This is a genomic window from Marinifilum sp. D714 (assembly GCF_030851345.1).
In the GTDB taxonomy this organism is placed as follows: Bacteria; Bacteroidota; Bacteroidia; order Bacteroidales; family Marinifilaceae; genus Marinifilum.
Map to the genome: position 1 here is coordinate 1 of NZ_JALPNU010000024.1, position 26,301 is coordinate 26,301.

General features: G+C 36.2%; 24 protein-coding genes and 2 tRNA genes. 12 read left to right on the plus strand and 14 right to left on the minus strand.

Annotation, left to right across the window (positions count from 1 at the left end; all coding sequences use genetic code 11):
• Window positions 1-312: 312 nt before the first annotated feature.
• The 11 genes from M0051_RS16315 to M0051_RS16365 all read right to left on the minus strand — a co-directional run bounded on the left by M0051_RS16315 (window position 313) and on the right by M0051_RS16365 (window position 12,254).
• Window positions 313-1,038: a sulfite exporter TauE/SafE family protein gene (locus tag M0051_RS16315; protein WP_306742586.1), complete on the minus strand. Its 726-nt coding sequence runs from the start codon at window positions 1,036-1,038 to the stop codon at window positions 313-315.
• A 157-nt stretch (window positions 1,039-1,195) separates the two neighbouring features.
• A complete protein-coding gene (locus tag M0051_RS16320; protein ID WP_306742587.1) occupies window positions 1,196-1,642 on the minus strand; it encodes a FixH family protein in 447 nt (148 codons plus the stop codon).
• 30 nt (window positions 1,643-1,672) lie between these two features.
• Window positions 1,673-3,073 (minus strand): cytochrome c oxidase accessory protein CcoG, encoded by a 1,401-nt coding sequence (gene ccoG / locus M0051_RS16325; protein WP_306742588.1) that lies wholly within the window; start codon window positions 3,071-3,073, stop codon window positions 1,673-1,675.
• Between the two features lie 75 nt (window positions 3,074-3,148).
• The gene (locus M0051_RS16330) at window positions 3,149-3,712 is read right to left on the minus strand and encodes a cbb3-type cytochrome c oxidase N-terminal domain-containing protein (RefSeq protein ID WP_306742589.1); all 564 of its coding nucleotides are present in this window, start codon (window positions 3,710-3,712) and stop codon (window positions 3,149-3,151) included.
• Between the two features lie 16 nt (window positions 3,713-3,728).
• The gene (locus tag M0051_RS16335) at window positions 3,729-3,929 is read right to left on the minus strand and encodes a CcoQ/FixQ family Cbb3-type cytochrome c oxidase assembly chaperone (protein WP_120238477.1); all 201 of its coding nucleotides are present in this window, start codon (window positions 3,927-3,929) and stop codon (window positions 3,729-3,731) included.
• 68 nt (window positions 3,930-3,997) lie between these two features.
• Entirely contained in the window at window positions 3,998-6,142 is a 2,145-nt protein-coding gene (gene ccoN / locus M0051_RS16340; RefSeq protein WP_306742590.1) for a cytochrome-c oxidase, cbb3-type subunit I, read from the minus strand.
• Between the two features lie 4 nt (window positions 6,143-6,146).
• Window positions 6,147-6,347 (minus strand): cbb3-type cytochrome oxidase assembly protein CcoS, encoded by a 201-nt coding sequence (gene ccoS / locus M0051_RS16345; RefSeq protein ID WP_054717010.1) that lies wholly within the window; start codon window positions 6,345-6,347, stop codon window positions 6,147-6,149.
• A 5-nt stretch (window positions 6,348-6,352) separates the two neighbouring features.
• Window positions 6,353-8,824: a heavy metal translocating P-type ATPase metal-binding domain-containing protein gene (locus M0051_RS16350; RefSeq protein ID WP_306742591.1), complete on the minus strand. Its 2,472-nt coding sequence runs from the start codon at window positions 8,822-8,824 to the stop codon at window positions 6,353-6,355.
• 171 nt (window positions 8,825-8,995) lie between these two features.
• Window positions 8,996-9,916 carry a cytochrome c gene (locus tag M0051_RS16355; protein ID WP_306742592.1) on the minus strand — a complete coding sequence of 307 codons (921 nt, stop codon included), beginning with the start codon at window positions 9,914-9,916 and terminating at the stop codon, window positions 8,996-8,998.
• Window positions 9,917-9,928: 12 nt separating this feature from the next.
• The gene (gene nrfD, locus M0051_RS16360) at window positions 9,929-11,269 is read right to left on the minus strand and encodes an NrfD/PsrC family molybdoenzyme membrane anchor subunit (protein ID WP_306742593.1); all 1,341 of its coding nucleotides are present in this window, start codon (window positions 11,267-11,269) and stop codon (window positions 9,929-9,931) included.
• 49 nt (window positions 11,270-11,318) lie between these two features.
• Window positions 11,319-12,254: a 4Fe-4S dicluster domain-containing protein gene (locus M0051_RS16365; RefSeq protein WP_306742594.1), complete on the minus strand. Its 936-nt coding sequence runs from the start codon at window positions 12,252-12,254 to the stop codon at window positions 11,319-11,321.
• A 678-nt stretch (window positions 12,255-12,932) separates the two neighbouring features.
• On the opposite strand from M0051_RS16365, the gene M0051_RS16370 reads away from it, so the two are divergent.
• The 6 genes from M0051_RS16370 to M0051_RS16395 all read left to right on the plus strand — a co-directional run bounded on the left by M0051_RS16370 (window position 12,933) and on the right by M0051_RS16395 (window position 20,063).
• The gene (locus tag M0051_RS16370) at window positions 12,933-13,127 is read left to right on the plus strand and encodes a DUF4492 domain-containing protein (RefSeq protein WP_306742642.1); all 195 of its coding nucleotides are present in this window, start codon (window positions 12,933-12,935) and stop codon (window positions 13,125-13,127) included.
• Window positions 13,128-13,131: 4 nt separating this feature from the next.
• Window positions 13,132-14,685, plus strand: a complete 1,554-nt coding sequence (locus M0051_RS16375; protein ID WP_306742595.1) for a cytochrome ubiquinol oxidase subunit I — start codon at window positions 13,132-13,134, stop codon at window positions 14,683-14,685.
• A 2-nt stretch (window positions 14,686-14,687) separates the two neighbouring features.
• Window positions 14,688-15,821 (plus strand): cytochrome d ubiquinol oxidase subunit II, encoded by a 1,134-nt coding sequence (cydB, locus tag M0051_RS16380; protein ID WP_306742596.1) that lies wholly within the window; start codon window positions 14,688-14,690, stop codon window positions 15,819-15,821.
• 223 nt (window positions 15,822-16,044) lie between these two features.
• The gene (locus M0051_RS16385) at window positions 16,045-17,139 is read left to right on the plus strand and encodes a chorismate mutase (RefSeq protein ID WP_306742597.1); all 1,095 of its coding nucleotides are present in this window, start codon (window positions 16,045-16,047) and stop codon (window positions 17,137-17,139) included.
• Window positions 17,140-17,269: 130 nt separating this feature from the next.
• Window positions 17,270-19,207, plus strand: coding sequence for a DUF3857 and transglutaminase domain-containing protein (locus tag M0051_RS16390; protein ID WP_306742598.1), 1,938 nt, complete (start codon window positions 17,270-17,272; stop codon window positions 19,205-19,207).
• A gap of 10 nt (window positions 19,208-19,217) precedes the next feature.
• Window positions 19,218-20,063, plus strand: coding sequence for a CPBP family intramembrane glutamic endopeptidase (locus M0051_RS16395; RefSeq protein WP_306742599.1), 846 nt, complete (start codon window positions 19,218-19,220; stop codon window positions 20,061-20,063).
• Between the two features lie 67 nt (window positions 20,064-20,130).
• On the opposite strand, the gene M0051_RS16400 is transcribed toward M0051_RS16395, so the two are convergent.
• A complete protein-coding gene (locus M0051_RS16400; protein ID WP_306742600.1) occupies window positions 20,131-20,874 on the minus strand; it encodes a phosphatidylcholine/phosphatidylserine synthase in 744 nt (247 codons plus the stop codon).
• Window positions 20,875-20,997: 123 nt separating this feature from the next.
• Between M0051_RS16400 and M0051_RS16405 the strand changes: the two genes are divergently transcribed.
• Together M0051_RS16405 and mscL are read left to right on the plus strand one after the other, a co-directional pair.
• Complete coding sequence (locus M0051_RS16405; protein WP_306742601.1) at window positions 20,998-22,062, plus strand: PorV/PorQ family protein; 1,065 nt, start codon at window positions 20,998-21,000, stop codon at window positions 22,060-22,062.
• A gap of 277 nt (window positions 22,063-22,339) precedes the next feature.
• The gene (gene mscL, locus M0051_RS16410; protein ID WP_306742602.1) at window positions 22,340-22,768 is read left to right on the plus strand and encodes a large-conductance mechanosensitive channel protein MscL; all 429 of its coding nucleotides are present in this window, start codon (window positions 22,340-22,342) and stop codon (window positions 22,766-22,768) included.
• Between the two features lie 44 nt (window positions 22,769-22,812).
• Here the strand turns inward: mscL and M0051_RS16415 are convergent.
• Both M0051_RS16415 and M0051_RS16420 read right to left on the minus strand, forming a co-directional pair.
• Window positions 22,813-22,888 (minus strand) — tRNA-His (locus tag M0051_RS16415).
• A 24-nt stretch (window positions 22,889-22,912) separates the two neighbouring features.
• Window positions 22,913-22,988 (minus strand) — tRNA-His (locus tag M0051_RS16420).
• A gap of 121 nt (window positions 22,989-23,109) precedes the next feature.
• Between M0051_RS16420 and M0051_RS16425 the strand changes: the two genes are divergently transcribed.
• From M0051_RS16425 to M0051_RS16440, 4 genes are all read left to right on the plus strand, one after another.
• Window positions 23,110-23,784, plus strand: coding sequence for a DNA alkylation repair protein (locus tag M0051_RS16425; RefSeq protein ID WP_306742603.1), 675 nt, complete (start codon window positions 23,110-23,112; stop codon window positions 23,782-23,784).
• Between the two features lie 127 nt (window positions 23,785-23,911).
• Entirely contained in the window at window positions 23,912-24,673 is a 762-nt protein-coding gene (locus tag M0051_RS16430) for a Bax inhibitor-1/YccA family protein (protein WP_110361086.1), read from the plus strand.
• Window positions 24,674-24,705: 32 nt separating this feature from the next.
• On the plus strand, window positions 24,706-25,920 hold the full coding sequence (locus M0051_RS16435) for a GNAT family N-acetyltransferase (protein ID WP_306742604.1): 1,215 nt from the start codon (window positions 24,706-24,708) through the stop codon (window positions 25,918-25,920).
• Between the two features lie 87 nt (window positions 25,921-26,007).
• Complete coding sequence (locus M0051_RS16440; protein WP_171595720.1) at window positions 26,008-26,259, plus strand: type B 50S ribosomal protein L31; 252 nt, start codon at window positions 26,008-26,010, stop codon at window positions 26,257-26,259.
• Window positions 26,260-26,301 lie beyond the last annotated feature (42 nt).

Consider the following 26,301-nt stretch of genomic DNA (forward strand, 5'->3'; position numbering starts at 1 on the left):
TTGAATAAATCCCTGCATGTTATCGGTTAACATGGCTTCTTTTCCTTTCTTCATGCTCTTGACTTTTTGTGTCAAGCTATTTCAGGGGAAGACATCCTGCCTATTTCTTTAAGCTTACTCTTTGTTGCTGGCATATTTCAGACTAGTGTCTCAAATTTTGTATAAACCTTATTTAAATTTAATGTACTTACATCTGTCAGGGTAAGCCAAATGAAAGTCATTTAATATGGCTCCCTAACATTGAATTGGTTTACCCCAGGCACCAGAAGTCTTTATGCATGCCAAATATATTACATTGAGGCACTAGCTTGTTTAATGACAACAAGAAGGCTTTTCTTGTTGAGCTTCTTCAACAGGCACTGTCATGGCTTTTTCTGGCGGACTTAAATATGGAATTCCCAGGCTTAATCCACGAAGAATGAATAGCACGCCAATAAAAACAATTGCATACGGAATCAGTTTGGTTATTTTTTTGCGCAGTTCCAGTGTAATCATGTTTCCGATAAGAGAAATTGCCAAAAGCATTGGTAAAGTTCCCAGTCCGAATATAAACATGAACAGACTACCGCTAACAGAAGAACCAGTTGCGATAGCACCTGCAATGGCAAAGTATACCAATCCACAAGGCAATAAACCATTTAATAATCCAATCATTAACAATGAGCCATAGCTTCGCTGAGCAAACAGTTTTCCCAATGACATTTTTAATTTGCCTACGAATGAGAATACTCCTTTATCGGCATTGAATCTATTTTTATAGATAGATGGTGTGATTACCGAAAGAATCATGATGGCTCCCATAATGATGGATACCCATTGCTGAAAGCCGCTCATCACCAATCCGCGCCCCAGAAGTCCGAATACCGCTCCCATTACCGCATAGGTAATTGCTCTACCTAAATTGTATAAAACGCCACCAAAGATTCTGGCTAACCACGAATCTGTTTTTAATGGAATTGCCAATGCTATAGGACCGCACATTCCAACACAGTGGAAGCTGCCTAAAAGTCCTAGTGTTAATGCTGATATATATACCATTTTCAAGTTTTTTACCACGAAGTAATCTCAAAGTACTTTCACAAAGTAACACTAAGTAATTTTCACTTAGAAAGTTTGATTTTATAAACCTACAATGAATTTGATTAGTATAGCTTTCCTTTGTGTTAAACTTAGTTAACCTTAGTGGTTAAATTTTTTATTTACTCAAATAAATCGCCTCTTCCTTGTAGTAAGGAATTTTATTATGAACCCAATCTAATTTAATAGTGTATCTGCCTTTAAGCAACTTGTTTGTGTTTAAAACATAAACGCCACTATCGTTTAGGGCTAACTTGTATTTTAAGTCTAAATCGTAATCGGCAGGTCGGTACACAATAATATCACCTTCTACACCAGATTTCATATTGGCAGGAAATGTGATTTCAATATTTTCTCCTACCTGTTCAATTCTAATAGGGTTTTCTAACTGCTGTGCATTTTTAATTTTATTGATTTTATCCTGATGCTTCACCCCAGTAGGATAATAATCCTTCGATACCAGATTTATCTTTTGAGTAGTACTAAATCCAACAAAAATCAATACACCAATAACGTATATCGATGCCATGATTCCCAGTTTTGTTCCCCAATTCAATTTCTTCATCTTATAACTCTCTATATATTTATCAGTCCATTAATTTGGCCCAACAAAAGTTAATTCCACCTCTTCAATTAATTTCTGATCTGCATATACTCCAATGTTAATTGGTACTTTATCGCCTTTAATTTCCGACTTAGGGAGAATGGCAAAAAATACACCTTCTCTTATTGAGCTTGCATCAGCTTTTAATTCTTCACCAATTACCTTAATCTCACCTTCGTGATCCATAATTTTAAAGTGAATTGGCATTTCTTCGGTAGTTTTGTTCACCACCTTAAAGTTATACATATTACTGATTTTACCATTGTCTTGCTGCTGGAACATTAAGCCAGGCGTACGCAGAATAATTGCTTCCAAATCGCTTCTTGAGGCAAACAATCCTATCACAACACCGATTAATGCTGTAAGTACTATTGTATAAGCAATTTTACGAATTGGCCAATTGTTCTTCTTGCCTTCGGCGATATTTTTCTCAGAATCGAAACGAATCAAACCTTTAGGTTTTCCGACCCATTCCATTACCGAATTACATTCATCAATACAGGCAGTACAGTTGATACATTCCAATTGTGTTCCATCACGAACATCTATTCCGGTTGGACAAACATCAACGCATTGATAGCAATCTATGCAATCACCTTTGCCTTCGGCTTCACGATCTTCACCGGCCTCAAGTGGAGCGCGTTCCTCACCACGTTTATAGTCGTAGGCTACAACAATGGTATTGGAATCTAATAAAACACCCTGCAATCTGCCGTAAGGACAAATCATTGAACACACTTGTTCGCGTAATTTTGCAAATACAAAGTACATTACACCTGAGAATGCAAGTGCTATGGTAAATCCAACTTTGTGTTCAGAAATCGGATCGTTTATGATTTTCCATAATTCATCTATTCCAATGATATAGCTCAGAAATGTATTTGTGATAAGAAAGCAGATAGCATAAAATAGAATTGCCTTCAAGCCTTTCTTCCAGAACTTTTCAAAGTTAAAGGATTGAGCATCTAGTTTTCTTTGTTCCTGATGTGACCCTTCGATTAAGTATTCTATTTTTCGAAAGATGAACTCCATGAAAACAGTTTGCGGACAGGTCCATCCACACCAAATTCTACCGTAGCTAACTGTGAAAAATACGATGAAAACAAATAGAGTAATCATCGAAAAAAGAAAGATGTGGAAATCCTGAGGCCAGAATCTTACACCAAACAGAATAAACTTTCGCTCCAGAACATTTAAAAGAAACAAAGGCTCGCCACCAACTTTTACAAATGGTAAGCCGAACATTAACGCAAGTAATGTATAGCTTACAATATTTCTATAGTTATAAAGTTTACCTTTAGGTTTCTGGGCGTAAACCCATTTTCTTTTTCCACTATCATTCAGTGTTGCCAACTGATCACGATAAGTGTTGTAAGGATTTTCAGGAGCCATTGTTTTGTTTGTTGTTGTAATCTAAAAAGCAAAAGAGTCTATCAGGGGTCTCTGATGACTCTTTTATATGATTTATTATTCTACCAGTTCGCCTTGAGCTTCTCTTGCATTAGGAGGATTAGTTCCTTGTAAGCTCATGGTGTAGCTAGCAACTTGTAGCATTTGTTCTGGTGAAAGTTGGTTTTGCCAGGCTAACATTCCTTTTAGAGGCTTACCCACCTTAATAATTTGGTAAACATCCTGCAAAGAACCTCCGTTTAGCCAGTATTTGTCAGTAAGGTTCGGTCCAATCGCATTTCCTTCTCCAACTGCACCGTGACATGCAATACAGTTCTTGTCGTAGATTTCTTTTCCTTTGGCAAGATTGTCTGCATCCGTCATTAAAACCAATGCATTTTCATCAAACTTAGGTTTTGGTTTGTTTGCTTCTGCCAGGGCCATTTCCTTATTGTATTCTGCAATCTGTAAATCATCTCCGAATACATGATAGCGGAAAATGTAAACTGCCGAAAAAACAATGGTTGCATAGAATAGGTACCGCCACCATGTTGGCATTGGATTATTCAATTCTTTGATACCATCGTAGTCGTGATCGCTAATCAAGTGCTTGTTTTCTTCAATATATTTATCGTTATCCATTGGTATAGATTTAGGGTCAATTATTATTTATTTCAGAAGAATCCATATCATCTTCATCAAGAGCATAGCTTTCCATTTGAACGAAATAGGCCTTGTTACTTTTCTTAAAAGCCCACCAAACCATTCCTGCAAAAAACAGGAAGAAAATCAGTAATGAGATGCTTGGAAAGAATCCCACATCTGATATGCCTTGTAAGTAATGACTAACTAATTTCATATTTCTTAGATTTTAGATGAGGTGTTAAAAGTCCCCTCTTTAAAAGGGAACTTTAACCTCTTATCTTTTTATTCTTTTACTGATATATCTCTACCCAAACGCTGTAGGTAAGCAATCAAAGCAATAATCTCTTTGTCGCTTGTAACATCAATTCCATTTGCATTCAAATCAGCAGCAATTTCTTTGGCTTGTTTTTTCAAATCATCGTTTGCCACCTGATCGTAATTAGCTGGATATGGAGCTTCATCGTAAGGAACTCCAAGTGTGGTCATTGCTCTGATCTTCGCTGGGGTTGATGAAATATCCAATTCATCTTTAATCAACCAAGGATATTTCGGCATGATTGATTGTGCATTCATCTTTTGTGGATCCAACATGTGGTTATAATGCCATACATTGGTCTTGTACATTTTACCTCCAGGTACTCCCGAGCGAGCCAAATCCGGACCAGTACGTTTCGATCCCCAAAGATGTGGATGATCGTATACAAACTCACCAGCTTTAGAATACTCACCATAACGCTCCGTTTCAGATCTGAATGGACGAACCATTTGTGAGTGACACGTATTACATCCTTCGCGGATATAAATATCACGACCTTGTAGCTCAAGTGGTGTATATGGTTTCACACTTTCAATGGTTGGCACATTTGATTTAATCAAGTAAGTTGGAATGATCTCGAAAGCACCACCAATTAAAATAGCCACAGTAGAAAGTACCATGAACTGAACAGGTTTTCTCTCTAGCCAACGGTGTAAGCCTTCACCTTTTTCACGTTTCTTAGGTGAATGTAATGCAGGAGCCGAAGCTTCTTCATTATCTGCACATTTACCTGATGCAGCAGTCTTAAATAGGTTATAAACCATCAAGAACAAACTAGTAAAGTATAGTAATCCACCTAGTACACGTACGTGATACATTGGGAGAATCTGAGTAACGGTTTCCAGGAAGTTAGGGTAAGCCAATAATCCGTCAGGAGTAAATTCTTTCCACATGAGGGTTTGAACTACAGCTCCCCAGTACAATGGCAATGCATAGAAAATCATACCTAAAGTTCCCATCCAGAAATGAGCATTTGCCAATTTTTCTGAATACAACTTGGTCTTCCACATTTTTGGGAATAGGTAGTAAAGCATACCAAAAGTTAAGAATCCATTCCAACCCATTGCTCCAATGTGAACGTGAGCAATTGTCCAGTCGGTATAGTGTGTTAATGAGTTCACCCATTTTAATGACATCATTGGACCTTCGAAAGTTGACATACCGTAAGCAGTTACGGCAACCACCATAAATTTCAAGGTTGCACTATCGCGAACTTTATCCCAAGCACCGCGAAGCGTAAGCAATCCATTGAACATACCACCCCACGATGGAGCAATCAACATGATTGAGAATACTACTCCTAGTGATTGAGCCCAATCAGGAAGTGCAGTATATAACAAGTGGTGAGGACCAGCCCAGATATAAAGGAATACCAATGCCCAGAAGTGAATAATCGATAAACGGTATGAATATACCGGACGATTTGCGGCTTTAGGCAAGAAGTAGTACATCAATCCCAAATAAGGAGTAGTTAGGAAGAATGCTACAGCATTGTGTCCGTACCACCATTGTACCAAAGCATCCTGAACACCAGCATAAACTGGGTATGACTGAATCCAACTATAAGGAAGCTCGATTGAGTTACCAATGTGAAGCACTGCAACGGTAACAAAAGTTGCAATGTAGAACCAAATGGAAACATATAGGTGATCAGCTCTACGTCTTAGAATTGTACCAAACATGTTCCATCCAAATACCACCCAAATAATGGTAATTGCGATGTCGATTGGCCATTCCAATTCGGCATACTCTTTACTGGTAGTAATACCCAGCACAAAAGTAATGGCTGCAGAAACAATAATTGCCTGCCATCCCCAAAAGTGAACCCAGCTTAGTTTATCGCTAAACATTCTGGCTTTTAGCAATCGCTGCAACGAATAGTAAACTGCGGCAAAAATACCATTTCCAACAAATGCGAAAATTACCGCATTGGTGTGAATTGGACGAATACGTCCGAAAGTGGTGTATTCTAAATTAAAATTAAAAACAGGGAAAGCAAGCTGCAAGGCTGCCAATAACCCCACCAACATTCCGACTACACCCCAAATAATAGTTGCGTAGGCAAAATATTTAACGATTTTGTTATCGTACGAAAAATGTTGTGTTTCCATTAAATTAAGATTTATGGTTCTTCTTAGCTGTATTTTCTAGATCTAATAATTCTTCTGCCTTCTTCTCTTTGTCTTCGAATAAAATTCTTACTGAAGGAGAGTAGGAGTCATCGTATTGCCCTTTTTTAACGGCCCATAGAAATCCAATTAGGAATCCTCCCGCAACTAGCATACTCACACCGATTAAAACGAACAAAACACTCATGTTAATTAATTTAGTTGAACAGATTTTGCTGATACAAAGTCTTTCTGCTCTATATTTTTATTGTTTGTAATTTTATTTTCTGATTCTTTATTTTTTGCGATTAAGTTGGTAGTAATAGTTGTAAAAGCTACAATCGAAACGGAACTAATTGGCATTAACAATGCTGCTACAATCGGAGATAAAATCCCTTGTATGGCAAAGTAAAGGCCTACAAAATTGTACAAGAACGACAGTAGGAAACTTAATTTTACAATCCAAATACTCTTTTTTGTTATCGATAAGAATCGAGTCAGTTCAGAGAATTTTGAGGATTCCAAAATCGCATCGCATGCAGGTGAAAAATGGTAAACATCATCTGCAATTGAAATTCCCACATCGCTTGACTTTAAAGCTCCGGCATCGTTTAATCCATCACCAATCATCAATACTTTTTTGCCTTCTTTTTTCAATTGGTTGATATATTCCAACTTGTCATTTGGCGATTGATCGTATCGAAGGTTAGATGAGGCTGGGAAAATCTTTTCCAGGTTTTCTCTTTCTGCATCATTATCTCCGGTAAGAACATGCAAATCATATTTCGATGATAAATTTTTAATCAAGTCTGATAAACCTGATCTGTATTGATTGCTTAAAGTAAAGTGACCTTTCACATTTCCATCAACCGAATAATAAACTTCTGTTGTTAGCGATTTGCTTTCTGAAATTCCTTCTGAAATGAATTTTGCTGAACCCAACTTAATTTCGCGTCCATTCACCATACCAGATATTCCCATAGAAGGTAGCTCATGATAATCCTCAACATTCTCCGGACTAATATCTTTAAGATGATCGTAAATCGAGGAACTTAAGATATGAGTTGAATGTCTGGTTAAAGACTTTACGGCTACATAATCTTCAGCTGTCAACTTTTCGCCCTCAAAAGAAATTTTCACTTCATCAGCCTGAGTAATGGTTCCGGTTTTATCGAAAACAATACTGGTAATGGAATTTATTTTCTCAACAACATGAGAACCTTTCAAATAGATTCCCAATCGTCCCATTAATCGCATGGTATTGCCCAAAGCAAAAGGAGCAGATAATGCCAATGCACAAGGACAAGCTACAATCAATACGGATGTAAATGCGAAAATGGCCTTGCTGGTGTCATTAAATAGCCAGTAAACTCCACTTAATGCCGCAATGGCAATAATAATTAGAGTAAAGTGCTTACTGATTCTGTCAATTAATGAATTCAGTTTTGAGGCCTCACTATTTTCTTCATCAAACTGATTCCAAAGCTGAGTCAATCGGCTTTGAACCACATCTTTTTCGATGGTCAGTTCAATGGCACTACCCATTTGTTTACCACCGGCAAAAATCTGATCGCCAGCTTCTTTAAAAACAGGTTTCGATTCTCCTGTTACAAAGCTATAATCAATCTGAGCATCTCCTTTGGTCAGAATACTATCTGCAGGAATCAGTTCCTGATTTCTGATTAGAATGATATCGCCTTTTTTCAATTTTTCAATTGGTGTACTTACCTCTTGGCCATTTTCCATTTTACTAACTGCAACTGGAAAATAGGAGCGATAATCTCTCTCGAAAGATAAAGCCTGATAAGTTCTGTTTTGATACCATTTGCCAATGAGAAGGAAAAATATCAAGCCCGTAAGGGAATCCATAAATCCGGCGCCAGTCCCAGAGAATATTTCATAAGAACTTTGAATGAATAAAGTTATAATTCCCAAGGAAATTGGTACATCGATATTTACAAAACGATGTTTGATTGCTTTGTAAGCTGAAATCATGTAATCATTACCGCTATACAGAAATACCGGAAGAACCAGGAAGAAATTCATCATTCCAAAAAAGTTTTTGAAATGCGTTTCCAAATATTCACTACCAGGAACATATTCAGGTAAACTTAAAAGCATGATGTTTCCAAAACAAAAGCCTGCAATACCTATTTTGTAAAGCAATTTTTTGTTGGCATCCTTGTTTTGCTTTTGTTGAAGCTTGTCTAAAGTAATTTCAGGTACATAGTGAATGGAAGAAAGCAATTCTGCCAACTGGCGAATGCTAACCTGATCAGAATCGAAGGTCAAGCTTACCTCTTTCTTCACAAAATTAACCACCGACTTTAAAACTCCCGAATTGAGAATATTTAAATTTTCGAGCAACCAAATACAGGAGCTACAATGAATAGCAGGAACGTACAATGTAAGTTTACGGATATTTCCTTCGGAGAAATCATACAGTTGATTGGCAATTTCTTCTTCTTCAAGAAATGCAAACTTCTCTTTAAATTTACCGCTCTCGATTTTAATTCCAGGATTAGATTCAAAATCGTAATACGAACATAATTCATTCTCATGCAAAAGCTGGTATACAGTGGAACAACCATTGCAACAAAAGGGTTTATCATCCCACATTACAGGATGCTTACCGCAGTCGTCGCCACAGTGCACACAAATTTGATTTTTTGCTTCTTGCTGCATATTTACCATCTTGCAGAACGTAATTTAAATTCTGACTATGAGAACAGATTCAAGTTTAATTTATATCGTTGTTGCGATAACCGCTCTTCACTTTCTAGTTGGTATTGGATATCTTCTTTACAAGTTGGGAAGGCCTTCAAAATCCCAAAAGGAAGAAAGTGAAGAAACAGATTAGTCTTTGTTTTTGGCCAATTTTGGTAGTTTAATCATCTGGAACAATACCAGGAAGATTACACTCCAGATTGCTAAAACACCACCTACAAAAGTCACAATAATCCAGATTGGAGCATTTGCTCTCGTTCCCCACATTGCTCTTTCATCAAGTGGATTTACAGGATCAGTTGGTACACCAAGAGTTACAACTCTTTTTTCCTCAAGTTTGCCATAGAATGCATCATCAGTTACTTTCACAAGCATGTTCACTTGTCCTTCTCTGTCGCCAGGAAGATCTTTTGGAAACTGAATTTGAACATCTCCACTTTCGTTTGTGTATGGGTCTTCACCTGATACATCAAGGTATCCAAAGCTTCTTTTTACCAAGAAACTCATTTCGATTCCTTGTAGACCTACACGTTTTCCTTTCTTGGTAACACCACTTAATTTGGCCAACATTGTTTTGTCGGCTTCATTAACGTTTAATTCAAATTTAACATCAGTAACTTCTGGATTCTTCACTTCAGCTACCTGTTGTTTCATCTTTTTGTTTTTGTCAAAAGATCTTAAAAAGGTGATCACCATCCATTTGTCTTCATCGCTAATGGTTTTCTCAAAAGTAGGCATTGCACCTTGTCCCTTATTTACCTTGTAGTAAATTTCTCCATCAGATTGTACCAGGAAATTTTGTGAACCCAAATCTGTTGGAGCAACAGGAGCCAAGGGAATCATGTTTGCCATTGTTGGATCACCATGACAAGACTTACAATGTAGATTGTATATTTTCTTACCGGAACTAATATTTTTAGAAGTAGCCTCGTAAGGATTTTGTTTCTTTTTAGCAGAGTTTGGAACGGTCCAACCCTGAGCATTTGCAATTGAGCCTGAGAAAACAAAAATCAGGAACAAAGCAGCTATATTTTTAATTGTATTCTTCATGATTCTTTTCGTTTAGGCATCAATTTTAACTTCAATTCCTTTGCTCTCTGCTGTTTCAACAATTGGTACAACAGGGAAAATTTTTGATAGTACAGTGATAATCAATAGTACCAATGCGAAACTTAGAACTGTAACTGAAATTTCGATCGCAGAAGGATAGTAATGCACAAAATTTTCAGGAACATTTTGAATTGGCAGATGAGGATGAAGCATTGTAGGAATTACAATTACATAACGCTTGAACCAAGCTCCGGCCAATACAAATAATGAAATAATCATGATTGGTAAAGGTTTTCTGAATTTCTTGTTCACCAAAAGGATAATTGGAATAATATTTCCTAATAATTGAGAAGCCCAGAACATGATTGCCCAGTTTCCATAGAATAATTCCTTTAGATGAACGTCATCACCTGTTTTCATTTTATAACCAGGAACCAGAAATTCATTTAAGTTGAAGTACAAGTACACCAAACAAACAGCTACCAAAAGCTTACCCATCTTGTCGAATTGCAAATCAGTGATGTAATCCTGTAGTCTGTAGTTTACTCTAAAGAAATACATGGCAATAATTAAAGCCGCAGAGCCTGCAACAAATGCACCAGCCACGAAATAAGGTCCGAAGATTGTTGTATCCCAACCATTGCGTAATGTTGCTGCAAACAACCATGATGTTACTGTATGAATTGCAAGACCAATCGGAACAATAAGAACCATTAAAGTTCGAATCATTTTATGAAGGTGCTTGTGTTGTTCTGGTGTATTGATATATCCTAGAGAAAGGATATTGTACAACTTCTTCATGATTGGAGAAGCCTTAGTAAGCTCTTTTTTACAGATTGCCAAATCAGGAATCATTGGTAAAATTAGCAACAAGGCACTTACTGTTAGATAAGTAGTGATTACCGTTACATCCCAAAGAATTGGCGACTGAAAACGACCATGAATCATTACGTTTAATACTCTGTCTGGTCGACCCATATCCAAAACAATTACCAAACCTGCAACCGCCACAAAGGCAACGGCTATGATTTCGGCAATTCTGGAGATTGGAGTTATCCAGTCGATTCGGAGTAATCCTAAAATTGAGGAAATTAACATTCCAACCAAACTAACCGCTACAAAGAACACAAAGTTGGCAATGTACAATCCCCATGAAACGTAATCACGCATTCCAGTTACACCTAAGCCTTCTTTCAACTGAATGTAATAGGCCCAACCGCAAACACTAATTACTGTGATCAAAAATACAATCCAAAGTTCAAGACCTTTGTGGTTTTGCATTGGATGTAGAATGTCTTTTTTTATTTTTTCAAACGAAAGAGTAGTTTCTTTCTGTTTAGGTAAGTCATTCATAAGATTTAGTTATTTAGGGCAAATAATTATCTATTGTTTTATTTGATATTTAGTGAAGATTTTCCTCATTTAACAAGTCGCCATTAAACTCAAAGGCTCTATTTTTTGGAGGAAGGTAATATACTCGAGGTTTAGTACCCAACTCTTCCATTAAAGTGTAGCCAGCGTTTTCTTCAATTAATTTTGAGAAACGAACTGTTTCGCCAGTAGTTCCGTTGGTCACGGCATCTTCATTTCTGTCTCCAAAGTAGTATACTCCATTCGGACAGGCAGATACACATGAAGGAAGTTTATCTTCACGCAATCGGTCTGCACTAAACAAACACTTGCTCACAGTACCTTTTTTCTGAGGAACGTTGGCTTCAATATTATAAGTAAGGTCTTTGTACTTCTCAGAATCTTTAGGTTCTGTCCATTGGAAAATACGTGCAGAGTACGGGCAAGCTGCAATACAGAATCGGCAACCAATACACCTCTCGTTGTCGATAAGCACGATACCATCCTGACGCTTGAAAGTTGCATCAACAGGACAAACTTTTGTACAAGGAGGATTGTCGCAATGCTGACAAGGTTTAGGCATGAAGTAAGGAGCTGTATGCTCAGCATCCTGCATTTGAAGTACATTGATATGGTGCTGATCTGCTCTTAGTTGGTGGTGATTCTGACAAGCCGACATACATTTTCGAGCATTTCGACACTTGCTTAGATCAATAACCATTACAAATGATTTACCAGGAATACCTTCACGACCTCTTTTTTGAAGTTCATCAAGAGGTTCATTAACCGTAGGTCGCAATTGGTTTTTGTCTACTTGCACAAGTTGTCCGTCTTGTGTAAGCAAATTCACCATCTCTGCTGGTTTTTTTGCTGCTGCTTTAGCTGCTCCAATTAGAGAAAAGCTACTAACAACACCTGCAGCACCAACTGAAATACCAAAACTTTTCAGGAATTTTCTTCTGCTGTTGTTTGATGTTTCTTCTTTCATTATGATATAAGGTTAGTTTTCAAATAAAATGTCAATTATACCATCTAATTAACTGGAATAATTGAGTGCAACATTAACTCTTTAAAATCATTCTAAATAACAACAGATAACTCTTGATTTTGCTGACCTTAAAGGCTTTTTGTTTAATCTTTTTATGTTTCACCAACGTTTGCGTTGTAACTCAAATATAAAGAAATATATCGAAAACCTGTAGTTGCTATTCGACTTCATTATTGGTCATAGCTTTTTTATTATTTTAATTCATTTTTTTTAATGTTCGATCTAATATTCTGAATGTGTGGTTATTATTGGATTATGCGATTGTTTTGGAAGTTAGAAAGCAATATTTAGTGAAATGATTCATTTCATGCCATTTTAGATGGAAAATTTGTATTGTTCTATTGCTAAAATCAAGATTAGTAGATAGATGTGAGAAATTTCACACAAGGTACAATTCCCTGTTTATTAAATGTTTATTGATTTTTTAAATGCTAATATAAAAAGTATCTATGTAGGAATGCTTGAATGCTTAGGAATATAGTATACATTTGAATAGTTTATTGATAAGCAATAAGAGACAAAATGCTCTTTTATTAGTGGGGTGAATTACAAAAGATTAGAAAAGCATTAAATCACGGATTATTTATGAAACTACTGTTGTTGCTGAAAAAAATATGGATGTTTTATTACGAGGGATTTGCCGGGCAAAAACCCTGGAGTAGGCAAGTGTGGTTGATTATATTCTTAAAACTATTTATTATGTTTTTTGTTTTAAAGCTATTCTTTTTTCCAAATTTTCTGAAATCAAAATACACTAACGATAAGGATCGCGGTGATTACGTGATTGAACAATTAACTAATCCTAAAAAATAGTAATATGATTGAAAACTTCGACATGTCATTGGTCGATTGGTCCAGAGCTCAATTTGCTTTAACGGCAATGTATCATTGGATATTTGTACCATTGACATTGGGTTTGGCTTTCATTATAGCCATAATGGAAACCATTTATGTGAAAACCGGTAATCCAGAATGGAAAAAGATCACAAAATTTTGGATGACATTGTTTGGAATCAACTTTGCAATTGGTGTTGCTACTGGAATTATTCTCGAATTTGAGTTTGGAACCAACTGGTCGAATTATTCCTGGTTTGTTGGTGATATCTTTGGTGCTCCTTTGGCTGTAGAAGGAATTATGGCCTTTTTTATGGAGTCGACTTTCATTGCAGTGATGTTTTTTGGATGGAACAAAGTAAGCAAGAAGTTTCACCTGATATCTACATGGTTGGTTGCGGTAGGATCAAATCTTTCAGCCTTGTGGATCTTGGTTGCCAATGGTTGGATGCAAAATCCGGTAGGAATGAAATTTAATCCTGATACTGCCAGAAACGAAATGGTAAATTTTTGGGATGTTCTTTTCTCACCAACAGCAATTAATAAATTTTTACATACCATCTCATCGGCATATACTTTAGCAGCAGTTTTTGTAATTGGTGTAAGTGCATGGTATTTATTGAAAAAGTTGAATGTGACTTTTGCCAAGAAAAGTATTGTGGTTGCAGCTGTATTTGGTTTAATTACTTCCTTATTTACAGTAATGACCGGGGACAATTCAGCACGGGAAATTGTCCGTGACCAGCCAATGAAGTTTGCCGCTATGGAAGGTTTATATGATGGTTCGAAAGGGGCAGGATTGGTTGCCTTAGGAGTGATGTCATCTACTTCGGAAAGTGGAAATGACAATATGATGGATTTTAGTTTTAAACTGGAGATTCCAAATTTACTTTCTTATATGGCATATATGGATGGCGATGCCTTTGTTGCTGGGGTAAATGATGTAATTAATGGATATACGGATAATGACGGAGTTGTTCATCCGCCGGTAGCAACCAAAATAGAAATGGGACGCAAGGCCATTCATGCTTTAAAAAACTATAAACAAGCTCAGAAAGATAAGAATGATGCTTTGGCACAAACCTCTTTAAAAGAGCTGAACGAGAACTTTAAGTATTTTGGTTATGGTTATTTTGATGATCCATACAACACTGTACCTCCAATCTCGATAACATTCTATAGCTTTCACATCATGGTAGGATTGGGAATGTGGTTTTTACTGCTGTTTACATTGGCCTTATTGTTCGTTTATAAAGAATCAATTGTTAGTAAAAAATGGTTTTTACGATCTGCGATTTGGAGTATTCCATTGGCTTATGTAGCATCACAAAGTGGGTGGATTGTTGCAGAAATGGGACGTCAGCCATGGGTAATTCAAGATTTGATGCCTACACTAACTGCAGTATCAAATATTGATACAAAATCTGTTCAGATCACTTTCTTTTTGTTTTTGATTGTTTTCACAGGGCTTTTAATTGCTGAGATTAAAATCATGTTGAAACAAATAAAACTTGGACCAAATCATGGAGGGCATTAATCATGTTTGAAAATTTATCACATTTAGCATTACAACAATATTGGTGGGTGATTGACTCACTTTTAGGAAGTATTTTAGTCTTTTTAATGTTCGTTCAAGGAGGCCAAACGTTAATATACAGATTGGGAAAATCTGACGAAGAACGAACTCTTTTGATTAATGCTTTGGGAAGAAAATGGGAGTTTACATTTACCACCCTGGTTACATTCGGAGGAGCAATGTTTGCATCATTCCCATTGTTTTATTCTACCTCTTTTGGAGGTGCCTATTGGGTATGGATGGCCATTCTATTTTGTTTTATCATTCAGGCAGTAGCATACGAGTTTCGTTCCAAACCATCAAATGTTTGGGGAGCAAAAACTTTCGAGGTGTTTTTGTTTATCAACGGTTTGCTGGGAACAATTTTAATTGGCACTGCCGTAGGAACTTTCTTTAATGGAGCAGAATTTACCGTTAATGAATTGAACCAATCAAAATGGGCAAATCCTTATGGTGGATTGGAGGCCGTTTTAAACCTACACAATGTAGCTTTGGGCTTAACGGTTTTCTTTTTGGCGCGTTTGTTGGGAAGCTTGTATTTCATGAATAGTATAGAGCATGACGCAATTTTTAATCGATCGAAAAAGCAATTGTTGTATTGTGGAATTCCATTTTTAGTGGTTTTCTTATTTTTTGCCATTCGCTTATTGTTTATGGATGGTTTTGCGGTTGATGCAGAAACTGGAACCGTAAGTATGGAAGCATACAAATACCTACACAACTTTTTGGCAATGCCATTGGTGCTGATTTTATTCCTTGCAGGTGTTGTTTTGGTGTTGTTTGGCCTAATTAAATCATATTTAGCAGAAAAATATACCAAAGGAATTTGGTTTACCGGCGGAGGAACAATTCTGGTAGTATTTGCGCTTTTCTTGTTGGCAGGATTTAATCATACGGCTTTTTATCCATCTAATGCTGATTTGCAATCTTCATTAACCATTCAGAATGCATCGTCATCTCATTACACTTTAACGGCAATGAGCTATGTATCCTTAATGGTTCCTTTTGTAATAGCTTATATTGTTTGGGCTTGGAGAGCTATCAACAATAAAAAATTAGACTTGGAAGAATTAAGAAATGAAGATCATTTGTACTAAAAATAGAGAATCATGTATTTATCATCAATAATATGGCTTCTTACATGGCCACTCTTAATATATGTAAGTTATAAAGCTGTAAGATATGCTTTAAAAAAGTTTGAATCGAAGCTTGAAGAGTAAGATAATTTGATCGGCAATCGTTTAATGATTGCCGATTATTTTATATGTGTTTTAAGATATCAACTAAAAATGTATTTTTGTGCATCCTAATTTTTAAGATATGAGTGGATTGGATAATATCAAACCTATACATAATTGGTTCAGTAAGAAATTGGATACACATCCAATAGTAATTAGTGGACCTTGTAGTGCAGAGTCTGAAGAGCAATTGGTATCAACAGCAAAGGCTTTAAGCGCTACAGAACAGGTGCAGATATTTCGAGCAGGAGTTTGGAAACCTAGAACCAGGCCAAATTCTTTCGAAGGTAGAGGTGTGGATGCATTGCAGTGGCTGAATACCGTAAAGCAAGAAACTGGACTGTTAACCATGGTAGAGGTGGCATCGCCAAAACATGTTGAAATGTGTTTGCGCCACAATGTTGATATTTTGTGGGTTGGTGCACGAACAACATCAAATCCATTTTCCGTTCAGGAATTGGCAAGTGCGTTGCAAGGGATGAATATACCAGTAATGGTTAAAAATCCCATTAATCCAGATATCAACCTTTGGATTGGTGCTTTAGAGCGCATAAATAAAGCAGGAATCTCAAAGCTTGCAGCAATTCATCGAGGCTTTTATCCATTTGAAAAAACCATACTACGTAATATCCCCAAATGGGAGATTCCTATTGAATTAAAATCTCGCTTTCATAATTTGCCTATTATTTGCGATCCAAGTCATATCGCAGGAAGTAGGAAATACATCCACGAAATGGCTCAGAAGGCGATGGATTTAAATATGGATGGCTTGATGATAGAAAGTCATATTTGTCCTGAAGAAGCATTAAGTGATGCCGATCAACAACTGACACCTGAAGATTTGAATGAATTATTGAGAGGTTTGGTTTGTAGATTACATGTAGTGGGAGATGAGGAGATTGACCAGCTTGTAAAATTTAGAAGTCAAATTGACTCGGTAGATGCACAATTGATTGAATTGCTTGCGCAGCGAATGAATATTGTTGAAGAGATAGGCGAATACAAAAAGGAAAAGAATATGACAATTCTTCAACTTCAGCGATGGGAAAAGGTTCGAGAGCGTGGTGTTGATCTTGCAAAAAGTTTGGGGTTATCAGAGAAGTTTACAACGCAATTGCTAAGAATGATTCACAAAGAAGCCATTCTTAGACAGAATGAAGTAATGAATAGAAAGTAAATTAAAGTACTAGTAACAGCTTTTTTTATTTTTACAGAATCTATATTATTATGGTTTAATCATTCTTTGTGGATATATGTTCATAAAGTTTGTTATTTTATTTAGTTTAAGGTGATCAAAAAATCACCTTATGAAAATCTTAGTTAAATCTTACCTACTTATAACCTGCCTGTTGTTGGTGGGTTATTGTTCTCATGCGAAAGGAATAAAGTATGGGAAATTCTCAAAAGATGAAATCTTATTGTCAGAATGCTCTTACGAAACGGATGCGGTTGCCGTTATTTTAAGCAAAACCTGCGTGGTTGATGTGAGTTATAGATCAATCATTTACCATCATCATGTAAGAATTAAAATTCTTAAGGAAGAAGGTTTGGATAAAGCCAATGTAGAACTTCCATATTGGCGAAAAGATGGATTGGAAAAAATCACTTCAGTCAAGGGACATACCATAAATTTTGATGAGAATAAAGGCAAAGAAGTAACTGATTTGGATGGAAAATCAGTTTTCGATGTTGATTTGAATGAAAGCTACGGAGCTGTGCGATTTGGAATGCCAAATGTAAAGGTAGGGTCAATAATAGAATATAAATATGCGCTAGTTTCCAATTTTTACTCTTATCTGGATACTTGGTATTTTCAAAATGATATTCCAACATTATATAGTTCCATAAAGGCAAATATTCCAGATTCATTTAGGTACAACCAGGTGAGTTTTGGACAAAGGTTAAGAGCAAAATATCCATCGGTAACCAGTAATGAGTGGATATTAACCAATTTAAGTTCGATAAAAGAAGAGCCGTATGTGAATAACTATATGGATTTTGTTGAGCAAATTCGTTTTCAATTAACGGGATACTATAAAAATGCCGATGGAATAGCTGGAGGTATTGAATTTGTTACAGTAAAATCGACATGGGATAAATTGGCCCGCGAATATTTAGAAGCATTCGATTTTTTTGGTAGAAAAGCTTATGCTAGAAAAATTGTGGATCAAATCTTAGTTGGAGGTGAAAACAATTGGGAAAAACTAGAGAAGATATATGACTATGTTCGAACTCATGTAAAGTGGGATGGAGAGTATCGTTTATACCCTAAAAAAACTGCTCCAAGGATTTTAGAAGAAAAGGTAGCATCAAATTCTGAAATAAATTACCTGTTGGTTTTGCTTTTAAGAGAAGCTGGAATAAAGGCCGAACCTGCTTTAACTCGCACCAATAACTTAGGACTTTTACAAAAGAGCTATCCTTTGATGAGTCAGTTCAATCAGGCTTTAGCCTATGTGGAAATATTTGGAAAGAAGCTATTTTTAAATGCTACTTCGCTTCATAGACCATATCAGTTATTGGGAGAAAAAGACTTGAATTATTTTGCTTTGGTGATTGAAAAAAATAAAGTGCGTTGGGAAAAAGTATTGGCCTTTACAAAATCTCGCCAACATTTGGTTTTAAACTATGATTTTACAAATAAAGATGAACCAAGCTGTATGTTTAAAATTATAGAGAGTGGTTATTATGCGGAAAAATCAAGGAAATCGATCAAGAAATATGGCTTGGAAGAATTTCTGAAAGCCATGGTTGATGAATCGGAAGTAGAATTGAATAAAGATTCAGTTCAAATCGTAAATGTTGATAAGGTAAGCAAGCCTTTGGAAATTACATGTAAACTGCCGATGACCGACATGGATTTCGAAAGCGATATGATCTATTTTGAGCCATTCCCTAATGTTATTACAGAAAATCCATTTATAAAAGAGGATAGACAGTATCGCATTGATTTTAATTATTATCGGTATCAATCGATTCTGATCAACCTTAAACTTCCGAAGGACTATCGTGTTGAGGATGCTCCAAAATCAAAAGTCATAAGACTATCAAATGGATTTGGAAAATATTTGATTACAACTCAAAACCAGGGAAATGTTTTGCAAATGAGAACTCTATTTGAGATTAAGAAAACACAATTCAGTAAAGAGTATTACCGAGAGTTGAGAGAGTTATTTACTCATATGCTATCCTCCATAAAGCAACAGGTAGTAATTCAAAAGAACAATACATTATCAGAAAAATAAAATGGAAGAAATGAACACACAGCAGCAAGAGGCTGTTACGACGGAAAAATTGGCATACCCAAGCATTAAGCAATCATGGGGGATAATTGGAATTTTATTGCTAGTTATGATTGGGTATGGTATACCAGCTGGATTAATACAAATTGCGTTGGGAGATACTTTGCAAGGCCCAATGAGTTTTGTTAGTTATGTTGTTCCATTAGGAATAATGATTTTTATTGCTTTAAGTTTTAAAAAGAAAAATCCTAAGAATGAAAGCATTATTGCATTTAATCCATTCCCTTTGGTAATTCTGCCTATGGTGGTAATTGTAACATTAAGCATGTTGGTAATAAATGTTGAAATCATAAGTTGGGTTCCTGCTCCAGAGTGGTTAATGGATTTATTTAAGAACATGATGCAGGACAATATTTGGGGATTTGTAACAGTAGCTATAGCAGCACCTATTTTAGAAGAGTTATTAATGAGAGGAATTGTGCTGGATGGATTACTGAAAAACTATAATCCTTGGAAAGCAATTATTTGGTCGGCAGTATTTTTTGGGATTATACATTTTAATCCATGGCAATTTGTAGTAGCTTTTTCAATAGGGATTGTAATGGGGTATCTATACTGGAAAACAAAATCGCTTGTACTTTGTATGCTTATTCATGCTGTAAATAATGGAACGGCTTTTTTCCTTAGCAAATCGAATCCCGATGCGACTACATGGACAGAGATAATAGGACTAGAAACTACAGGGAGAATCGGATTGTTTATAGCTGCTATTTTAATCGTATGGTTGGCATATCGATATTTCGAAAATTATTTTAAGAAGAATGAAGAGCCAATAGAGGAATCAGAATACAACCAATAACAGAAAAAAGACTAAAAATTAAAAACGCCGCAAAGATAATTTGCGGCGTTTTTAATTATATGGTTTTTTATTTCTTCTTCGTAAGATTATCAATTATCGAAAACAAGATGTAAACAAAAATTACAAGTGGAATTACAAGCCACTTTACCAATACAGCCAATAAAACCAAACTCATTAAAAACAAGTATCTGATTTTGTTATCCTGCCAACTTAGGTTTTTCACTTTTAAGGCAAACATTGGTATTTCTGAAACCAATAGTAAAGATGTGATTACAATGGCAATGATAATATACAGAGGATTGCTTAGCCACTCTTGTAAAAAAGGATAATCGCCATAATATAGCACCAATGGAATAGATGCCCAAAACATGGCATTTGTAGGTGTGTTAACACCAATAAATGATTCTGTCTGTCGAGTGTCAATATTAAATTTTGCCAACCTTAATCCAGAGAAAACAGGAATAAGAAAAGCCGACAAAAGAATGGCAATTTGAGATGCGTCCAGTTCAGCTGGATTAAAATCTGCATGAACATCACCTAAAACGGCATATTTTAAATATGCTAAAGCAATAATTCCAGGTGTAAAACCAAAGCTTACCATATCAGCAAGAGAATCCAATTCCTTACCCATTGGAGAATATGCTTTCAATAATCTGGCAGATAGTCCATCGCAAAAATCGAATACAGCTGCAATTAGTACAAAGGCAGCAGCCAATTCCAAATGACCTTCAACGGCCAGTAAACTTGCTGTGCAGCCCGAAAATAAATTTAAACAGGTAATGGTGTTTGGGATGTGTTTTACAATGCTCATGCTTTCTGTTTTGTTTCTAGACTCACAAAAATAAGTGAATTTTTCGATTCTGCTTATTTACACCCCAATTATGCTACAGATTAAAAAAAGCATGTTATTTTTACGATTCTAGAATTGTACAATATGCGAGTATTACTCACACTCTTTTTACTATTAGGATTTTGTGCATTATCGATGGCGCAAACTTCGGCTCCTACCTACAGTAACGAATTCCTTTCCATAGGAGTTGGTGCCCGATCTTTTGCCATGGGAAATGCCAGTGTTGCCTCTCAATCGAATGTTGAAGCGGCCTATTGGAATCCAGCCTCATTGGTTAAAATCAATAATAAATACGATGTGGCAGCCATGCATGCCGAGTATTTTGGTGGATTATCGGCCTACGATTATGCTGGATTGGCTGTAAAACTAAATAAAGAAAGTGCCATAGCTTTCAGTTTTATCCGTTTTGGGGTAGATGATATCCCGAACACTTTGGAACTAATCGATAAGGATGGAAACCTGCGTTACGACCGCATTACAACTTTTACCTCTGCCGATTATGCCTTACTGATTTCTTATGCCAGAGAAACGGGGATCAAAGGATTAGATGTAGGGGGGAATGTAAAACTAATTTACCGCCATACCGGCGATTTTGCTTCGGCTTATGGATTTGGTATCGATTTGGCAGCAAACTACAGCACATCCTCATGGAAATTTGGAGCACTTTTGCGCGATGCCACAAGTACTTTCAATTCATGGGTGTTTAAAACCGATCAGTTGGAAGAGGTGTTTGCGGTAACCGGCAACGAAATACCGGAGAATTCAACCGAGCTAACTTTGCCAAAACTGATTTTGGGTGTAAGCAGGGAGTTTCAATTGTCTGAAAAGTTTGCCCTATTGGCCGAGTTCAATACCGATCTTACTTTCGATGGCAAACGAAATGTATTGGTACAGGGCGATCCCATAAGTATCGATCCACACATGGGAATAGAAGCTTCTTTTAAAAAGTTCATTTTCCTGCGTGCAGGGGTAAATAATTTTCAGGAAGAAACAGATTTCGACAACAGCAAAAGCTGGACCTTTCAACCCAACTTGGGCCTGGGAATCAACTACAAGAATTTCCGATTGGATTATGCATTAACCGATGTTGGCGATCAATCCATCGCCCGATATTCCAATGTATTTTCTTTGGCTTATTCGTTTGATTAGTGGTTAGTTAATAGAATGATAAGGGCGTTTTATCGATCAATAATTTGTGCAATCCGTTTGTGTACTTAACTTACAATGGCTTTCAAGTTTTAACAATATAATATGATTTATTCTTTGATTTTATGAAATTTACCCCATTCTCAATTTCGCTCTTTACCCAAAATATAGAAGAGTTTATTCGATCACTTATGGCTTATTAGTTTTGAGTATATCAGCAATAATTAGGAAATATATTCATATCTTATAAACTGCGAATAAAGATCTTAATGAAATTGAAATGAAGATACTAAAGGAGTTTAAAGAATTTGCCATTAAAGGTAATATGTTCGATATGGCTATTGGAATCATTATAGGGGTTGCTTTCAATAAAATTGTATCATCGCTGGTGAATGATGTGCTATTGCCAACATTTAGTATGGTAATTGGAAAGGTCAATTTTCAGACGCTTAGCATTGTTTTGCAAGAAAAACAGTTGGATTCCAATGGAGAAATCATACAGGAATTGGTGGAATTGAAATATGGGAACTTTATTCAGGTTACTTTGGATTTTCTCATTATTGCTTTGGTCATTTTTGCAGTGGTAAAGGTGATTAATAACATCAGGCGAAAAGGGGAGGATGTGCAAGATGAAACGATTGCTACACCCAAAGATATAGAGTTGCTTACTGAAATTAGAGATCTGTTAAAGCAGAGAAGTGAAAAATAAGAAAGCAAAAAAAGCAAGCTCAAATAGAACTTGCTTTTCTTTTAGGGTGAAAGACCGGGGTCGAACCGGCGACCTCTGGAACCACAATCCAGCGCTCTAACCAACTGAGCTACATCCACCATGTAATGTAATAAAAAATAAGTAGGGTGAAAGACCGGGGTCGAACCGGCGACCTCTGGAACCACAATCCAGCGCTCTAACCAACTGAGCTACATCCACCATTTTCGCGTTAGCGGTGCAAATATAGAGAAATCCTGACATATCATCCAAATAAAAATGGAAAAAATATTCCCAAAGAATTATAAAGTCTACCTTTGTAGGCAGTTAACAAATTAAAAAAAATGGAATTTTTTATCGACGATAAGGAAACAGAAGCTGTTTTTCAAGAAATATTTAAAAAAGTTCAAATTTTACGCAATGGTGAAACCCATCATGAGATGAAAAAATATGGTTTGAACTATCAGAAATCATTAGGGGCAACAATCGTTAACCTACGAGAGTTGGCAGGTGGGTATTCAAAAGATCATTTGCTGGCACATAAACTTTGGACAAAAGCATTTCGCGAAACAAAAATTTTGGCCAGCTTGTTGGAGGAACCTGAAAAGGTGAATGAGGATCAAATCAATCGTTGGTTCGATGAAATGGATTCCAATGAGCTGATAGAGCAGGTAAGCATGAATTTGTTCATGAATATGCCAAATGTTTATGAATTGATACCTGAATGGCTACAATCAGAAAATTACCGAAGGGTATTGTGCGCAGTGATCATTTCTGGTCGCCTGGCAATGAAAAAGGACGAGGTGAAAGTAAACGATTTGTTCAAATTTGTAGAAATGATTCCAAGCAATATTGATGAATATTATCTGAGAAATCAATTGAAAAGAAGTTTGGGTAAAATGGTTCGCGTTAACAAAGAGATAGCGGATACAATTTGCGATAAGGTTCACGACTTACGTGCCAAGGATGAAAATTGGCAGGAAGTATGGGATGATTTGCAATACGAGATTGAATTGTAGTTTATTTTAAGAATATTTAAGATGCTTATGGGCTAAAAATATAGGAAATCAGAATTAAACAGAGTAAATTTGAAGCTCTAAATTATATCATAAGTATAAAATTATTGTAGATAAATAACTAAAATATATGGCATTAACAAAGAGTTCTAATCCAGTATTAAGTGAGAAAATATTTCAAACTTCAAGAGCAGAAGTTTATGGTGAGACGATGACCATTAATGGTACGGTGAATAAAATTGCAATGTTGCTGTTTTTTGTAGTAGCTGCTGCAAGTTTCACTTGGGGAATGGTTTCTGTAACAAGTACTGGCGAAATTACTTCATCGGTTTATCCTTGGATGATCGGAGGAGCAATTGGAGGCTTAATATTGGCATTGATAACTGTGTTTAAACCAAAAGCATCACCTTATACCGCACCTTTTTATGCATTGTTCGAAGGTTTATTTTTAGGTGGAATTTCTGCATTAATGAATGCTGCATATCCTGGTATTGTAATGCAAGCTGTAGGTTTAACTTTCGGAGTCTTGTTTGCCATGTTATTTGCTTACAAAACAGGTTTAATCAAAGTAACTCAAAAATTTAAGGCAGGAATTGTTGCTGCTACTGGTGGTGTAATGTTATTCTACCTTGTAACCTGGATCATGAACATGTTTGGAATTGGAAATGGATTCTATTACGGTTCAAGTTTAATGAGCATTGGTATTAGTTTGGTGATTGTTGTAATTGCAGCATTAAACCTGGTATTGGATTTTGATTTTATTGAAAAAGGAGCTCAATCGGGAGCACCAAAATATATGGAATGGTACGGCGCATTTGGATTAATGGTAACATTAATTTGGCTGTATGTTGAACTATTAAGATTGTTGGCTAAAATTGCCAATCGCGATTAATTAATTTTGGATATCCATTTAAGAAGTTTCTTGTGAATATTATTGAAGTTACAAATCAGAAGCACCGAACAGAGTTTTTGAATCTGGCTGGAAAGCTATATCAAAATGATTCAAACTATGCTCGCCCGTTGGATGCTGAAATTGAAGGGATTTTTAGTCCAGACAATAACTCTTTCTTTTCTCACGGCAAAGCAATTCGCTGGATCCTGCAAGATGAAAAAGGAGTTACCATTGGTCGTATCGCCGCTTTTATAAATGAGAAGAAAGCTCATACTTATGATCAGCCTACAGGTGGATGTGGATTTTTCGAATGTATCAATGACAAAAAGGCAGCCTTCCTTTTGTTTGATACAGCAAAAAGTTGGCTAAAAGATAATGGTATGGAAGCCATGGATGGTCCGGTTAACTTTGGTGAAAACGACAACCATTGGGGATTGCTGGTGGATGGATTCATTCCGCAAGGATATGGAATGCCATATCATCAGAAGTATTACAAAGCGTTTTTTGAAGAGTATGGATTTAAAGTATTCTTCGAGCAATACAGTTATCATCTTGATTTAAGAAAGAAATTCCCGGAGCGATTTTGGAAAATAGCCGAATGGATTGCAAAGAAACCCGGTTTTACTTTTGAGCATTTCAGATATGATAATACAGAAAAGTATGTACAGGATATCATTGCAGTATACAATGAAGCCTGGAAATTTCATGATAATTTCTCACCAATAGATCCGGAAGATCTTAGAAAGATTGCCAGAGAAGGAAAAGGAGTGATTGAGGAGGAGTTCATTTGGTTTGCTTATCACGAGGGAAAACCAATTGCATTTTTTGTTGCAATGCCTGATATCAATCAGATCCTGATAAAGATGAATGGGAAGTTTAACCTTTGGAACAAGTTAAAATTCTTGTATTATCTGAAAAGAAAAACAATTACCCGTGCCCGTATTACCATTATGGGAGTTGTACCGAAATACCAAAGGTTTGGTGTAGAGTCGGCAATTTTCTGGCATATGGACAAGGTGATGAAACGCAAACCTCATTACAATGAATTGGAATTGTCGTGGGTGGGTGATTTCAATCCAAAAATGATTTCCATTTACGAATCGGTTGGCGGAGTTAAAATGAAGACTCATTTCACCTACAGATACCTTTTTGACCGAAATAAGCCTTTTAATAGAACACCTATTATCCCTCTGGAAAACAGAGGAGATAAGGCAAGGAGGAAAAAAGCGAAGGAAAGTGCAGAATAATTAAATAATTCTTTGCAAAATAAATTACAATATCTACCTTTGCACTCCATTGGAAGAAGATTATAAGAAATTTAAAGGATATTTAAAATGAAAAAGGGAATACATCCGGAAAACTACCGTTTGGTAGCTTTTAAAGACATGTCTAACGAAACTGTTTTTTTAGCGAAGTCTACTGCTAACACTAAAGAAACTATCGAAGTTGAAGGCGTTGAGTACCCATTGGTAAAATTAGAGATTTCTAACACATCTCACCCATTCTATACAGGTAAGATGACTTTGGTAGATACTGCTGGACGTGTAGACAAGTTCATGAACCGTTACAAGAAGTTCAAGAAGTAAGATCAAAAATTACTATAGAAGAAAAGCTCCGATATTCGGAGC

Bases quoted from the DNA above. Each gene is read 5' to 3' on its own strand.
- M0051_RS16355 (WP_306742592.1), bottom strand. From the start codon at position 9,916: ATGAAGAATACAATTAAAAATATAGCTGCTTTGTTCCTGATTTTTGTT.
- ccoS (WP_054717010.1), bottom strand. From the start codon at position 6,347: ATGAGTGTTTTGTTCGTTTTAATCGGTGTGAGTATGCTAGTTGCGGGA.
- ccoG (WP_306742588.1), bottom strand. From the start codon at position 3,073: ATGGCTCCTGAAAATCCTTACAACACTTATCGTGATCAGTTGGCAACA.
- M0051_RS16390 (WP_306742598.1), top strand. From the start codon at position 17,270: ATGAAAATCTTAGTTAAATCTTACCTACTTATAACCTGCCTGTTGTTG.
- M0051_RS16335 (WP_120238477.1), bottom strand. From the start codon at position 3,929: ATGAAATTAGTTAGTCATTACTTACAAGGCATATCAGATGTGGGATTC.
- M0051_RS16365 (WP_306742594.1), bottom strand. From the start codon at position 12,254: ATGAAAGAAGAAACATCAAACAACAGCAGAAGAAAATTCCTGAAAAGT.
- M0051_RS16370 (WP_306742642.1), top strand. From the start codon at position 12,933: ATGTTTTATTACGAGGGATTTGCCGGGCAAAAACCCTGGAGTAGGCAA.
- M0051_RS16440 (WP_171595720.1), top strand. From the start codon at position 26,008: ATGAAAAAGGGAATACATCCGGAAAACTACCGTTTGGTAGCTTTTAAA.
- M0051_RS16430 (WP_110361086.1), top strand. From the start codon at position 23,912: ATGGCATTAACAAAGAGTTCTAATCCAGTATTAAGTGAGAAAATATTT.
- M0051_RS16350 (WP_306742591.1), bottom strand. From the start codon at position 8,824: ATGCAGCAAGAAGCAAAAAATCAAATTTGTGTGCACTGTGGCGACGAC.
- M0051_RS16375 (WP_306742595.1), top strand. From the start codon at position 13,132: ATGATTGAAAACTTCGACATGTCATTGGTCGATTGGTCCAGAGCTCAA.
- M0051_RS16400 (WP_306742600.1), bottom strand. From the start codon at position 20,874: ATGAGCATTGTAAAACACATCCCAAACACCATTACCTGTTTAAATTTA.
- cydB (WP_306742596.1), top strand. From the start codon at position 14,688: ATGTTTGAAAATTTATCACATTTAGCATTACAACAATATTGGTGGGTG.
- M0051_RS16330 (WP_306742589.1), bottom strand. From the start codon at position 3,712: ATGGATAACGATAAATATATTGAAGAAAACAAGCACTTGATTAGCGAT.
- M0051_RS16315 (WP_306742586.1), bottom strand. From the start codon at position 1,038: ATGGTATATATATCAGCATTAACACTAGGACTTTTAGGCAGCTTCCAC.
- M0051_RS16395 (WP_306742599.1), top strand. From the start codon at position 19,218: ATGAACACACAGCAGCAAGAGGCTGTTACGACGGAAAAATTGGCATAC.
- nrfD (WP_306742593.1), bottom strand. From the start codon at position 11,269: ATGAATGACTTACCTAAACAGAAAGAAACTACTCTTTCGTTTGAAAAA.
- M0051_RS16320 (WP_306742587.1), bottom strand. From the start codon at position 1,642: ATGAAGAAATTGAATTGGGGAACAAAACTGGGAATCATGGCATCGATA.
- ccoN (WP_306742590.1), bottom strand. From the start codon at position 6,142: ATGGAAACACAACATTTTTCGTACGATAACAAAATCGTTAAATATTTT.
- M0051_RS16385 (WP_306742597.1), top strand. From the start codon at position 16,045: ATGAGTGGATTGGATAATATCAAACCTATACATAATTGGTTCAGTAAG.
- M0051_RS16425 (WP_306742603.1), top strand. From the start codon at position 23,110: ATGGAATTTTTTATCGACGATAAGGAAACAGAAGCTGTTTTTCAAGAA.
- mscL (WP_306742602.1), top strand. From the start codon at position 22,340: ATGAAGATACTAAAGGAGTTTAAAGAATTTGCCATTAAAGGTAATATG.
- M0051_RS16405 (WP_306742601.1), top strand. From the start codon at position 20,998: ATGCGAGTATTACTCACACTCTTTTTACTATTAGGATTTTGTGCATTA.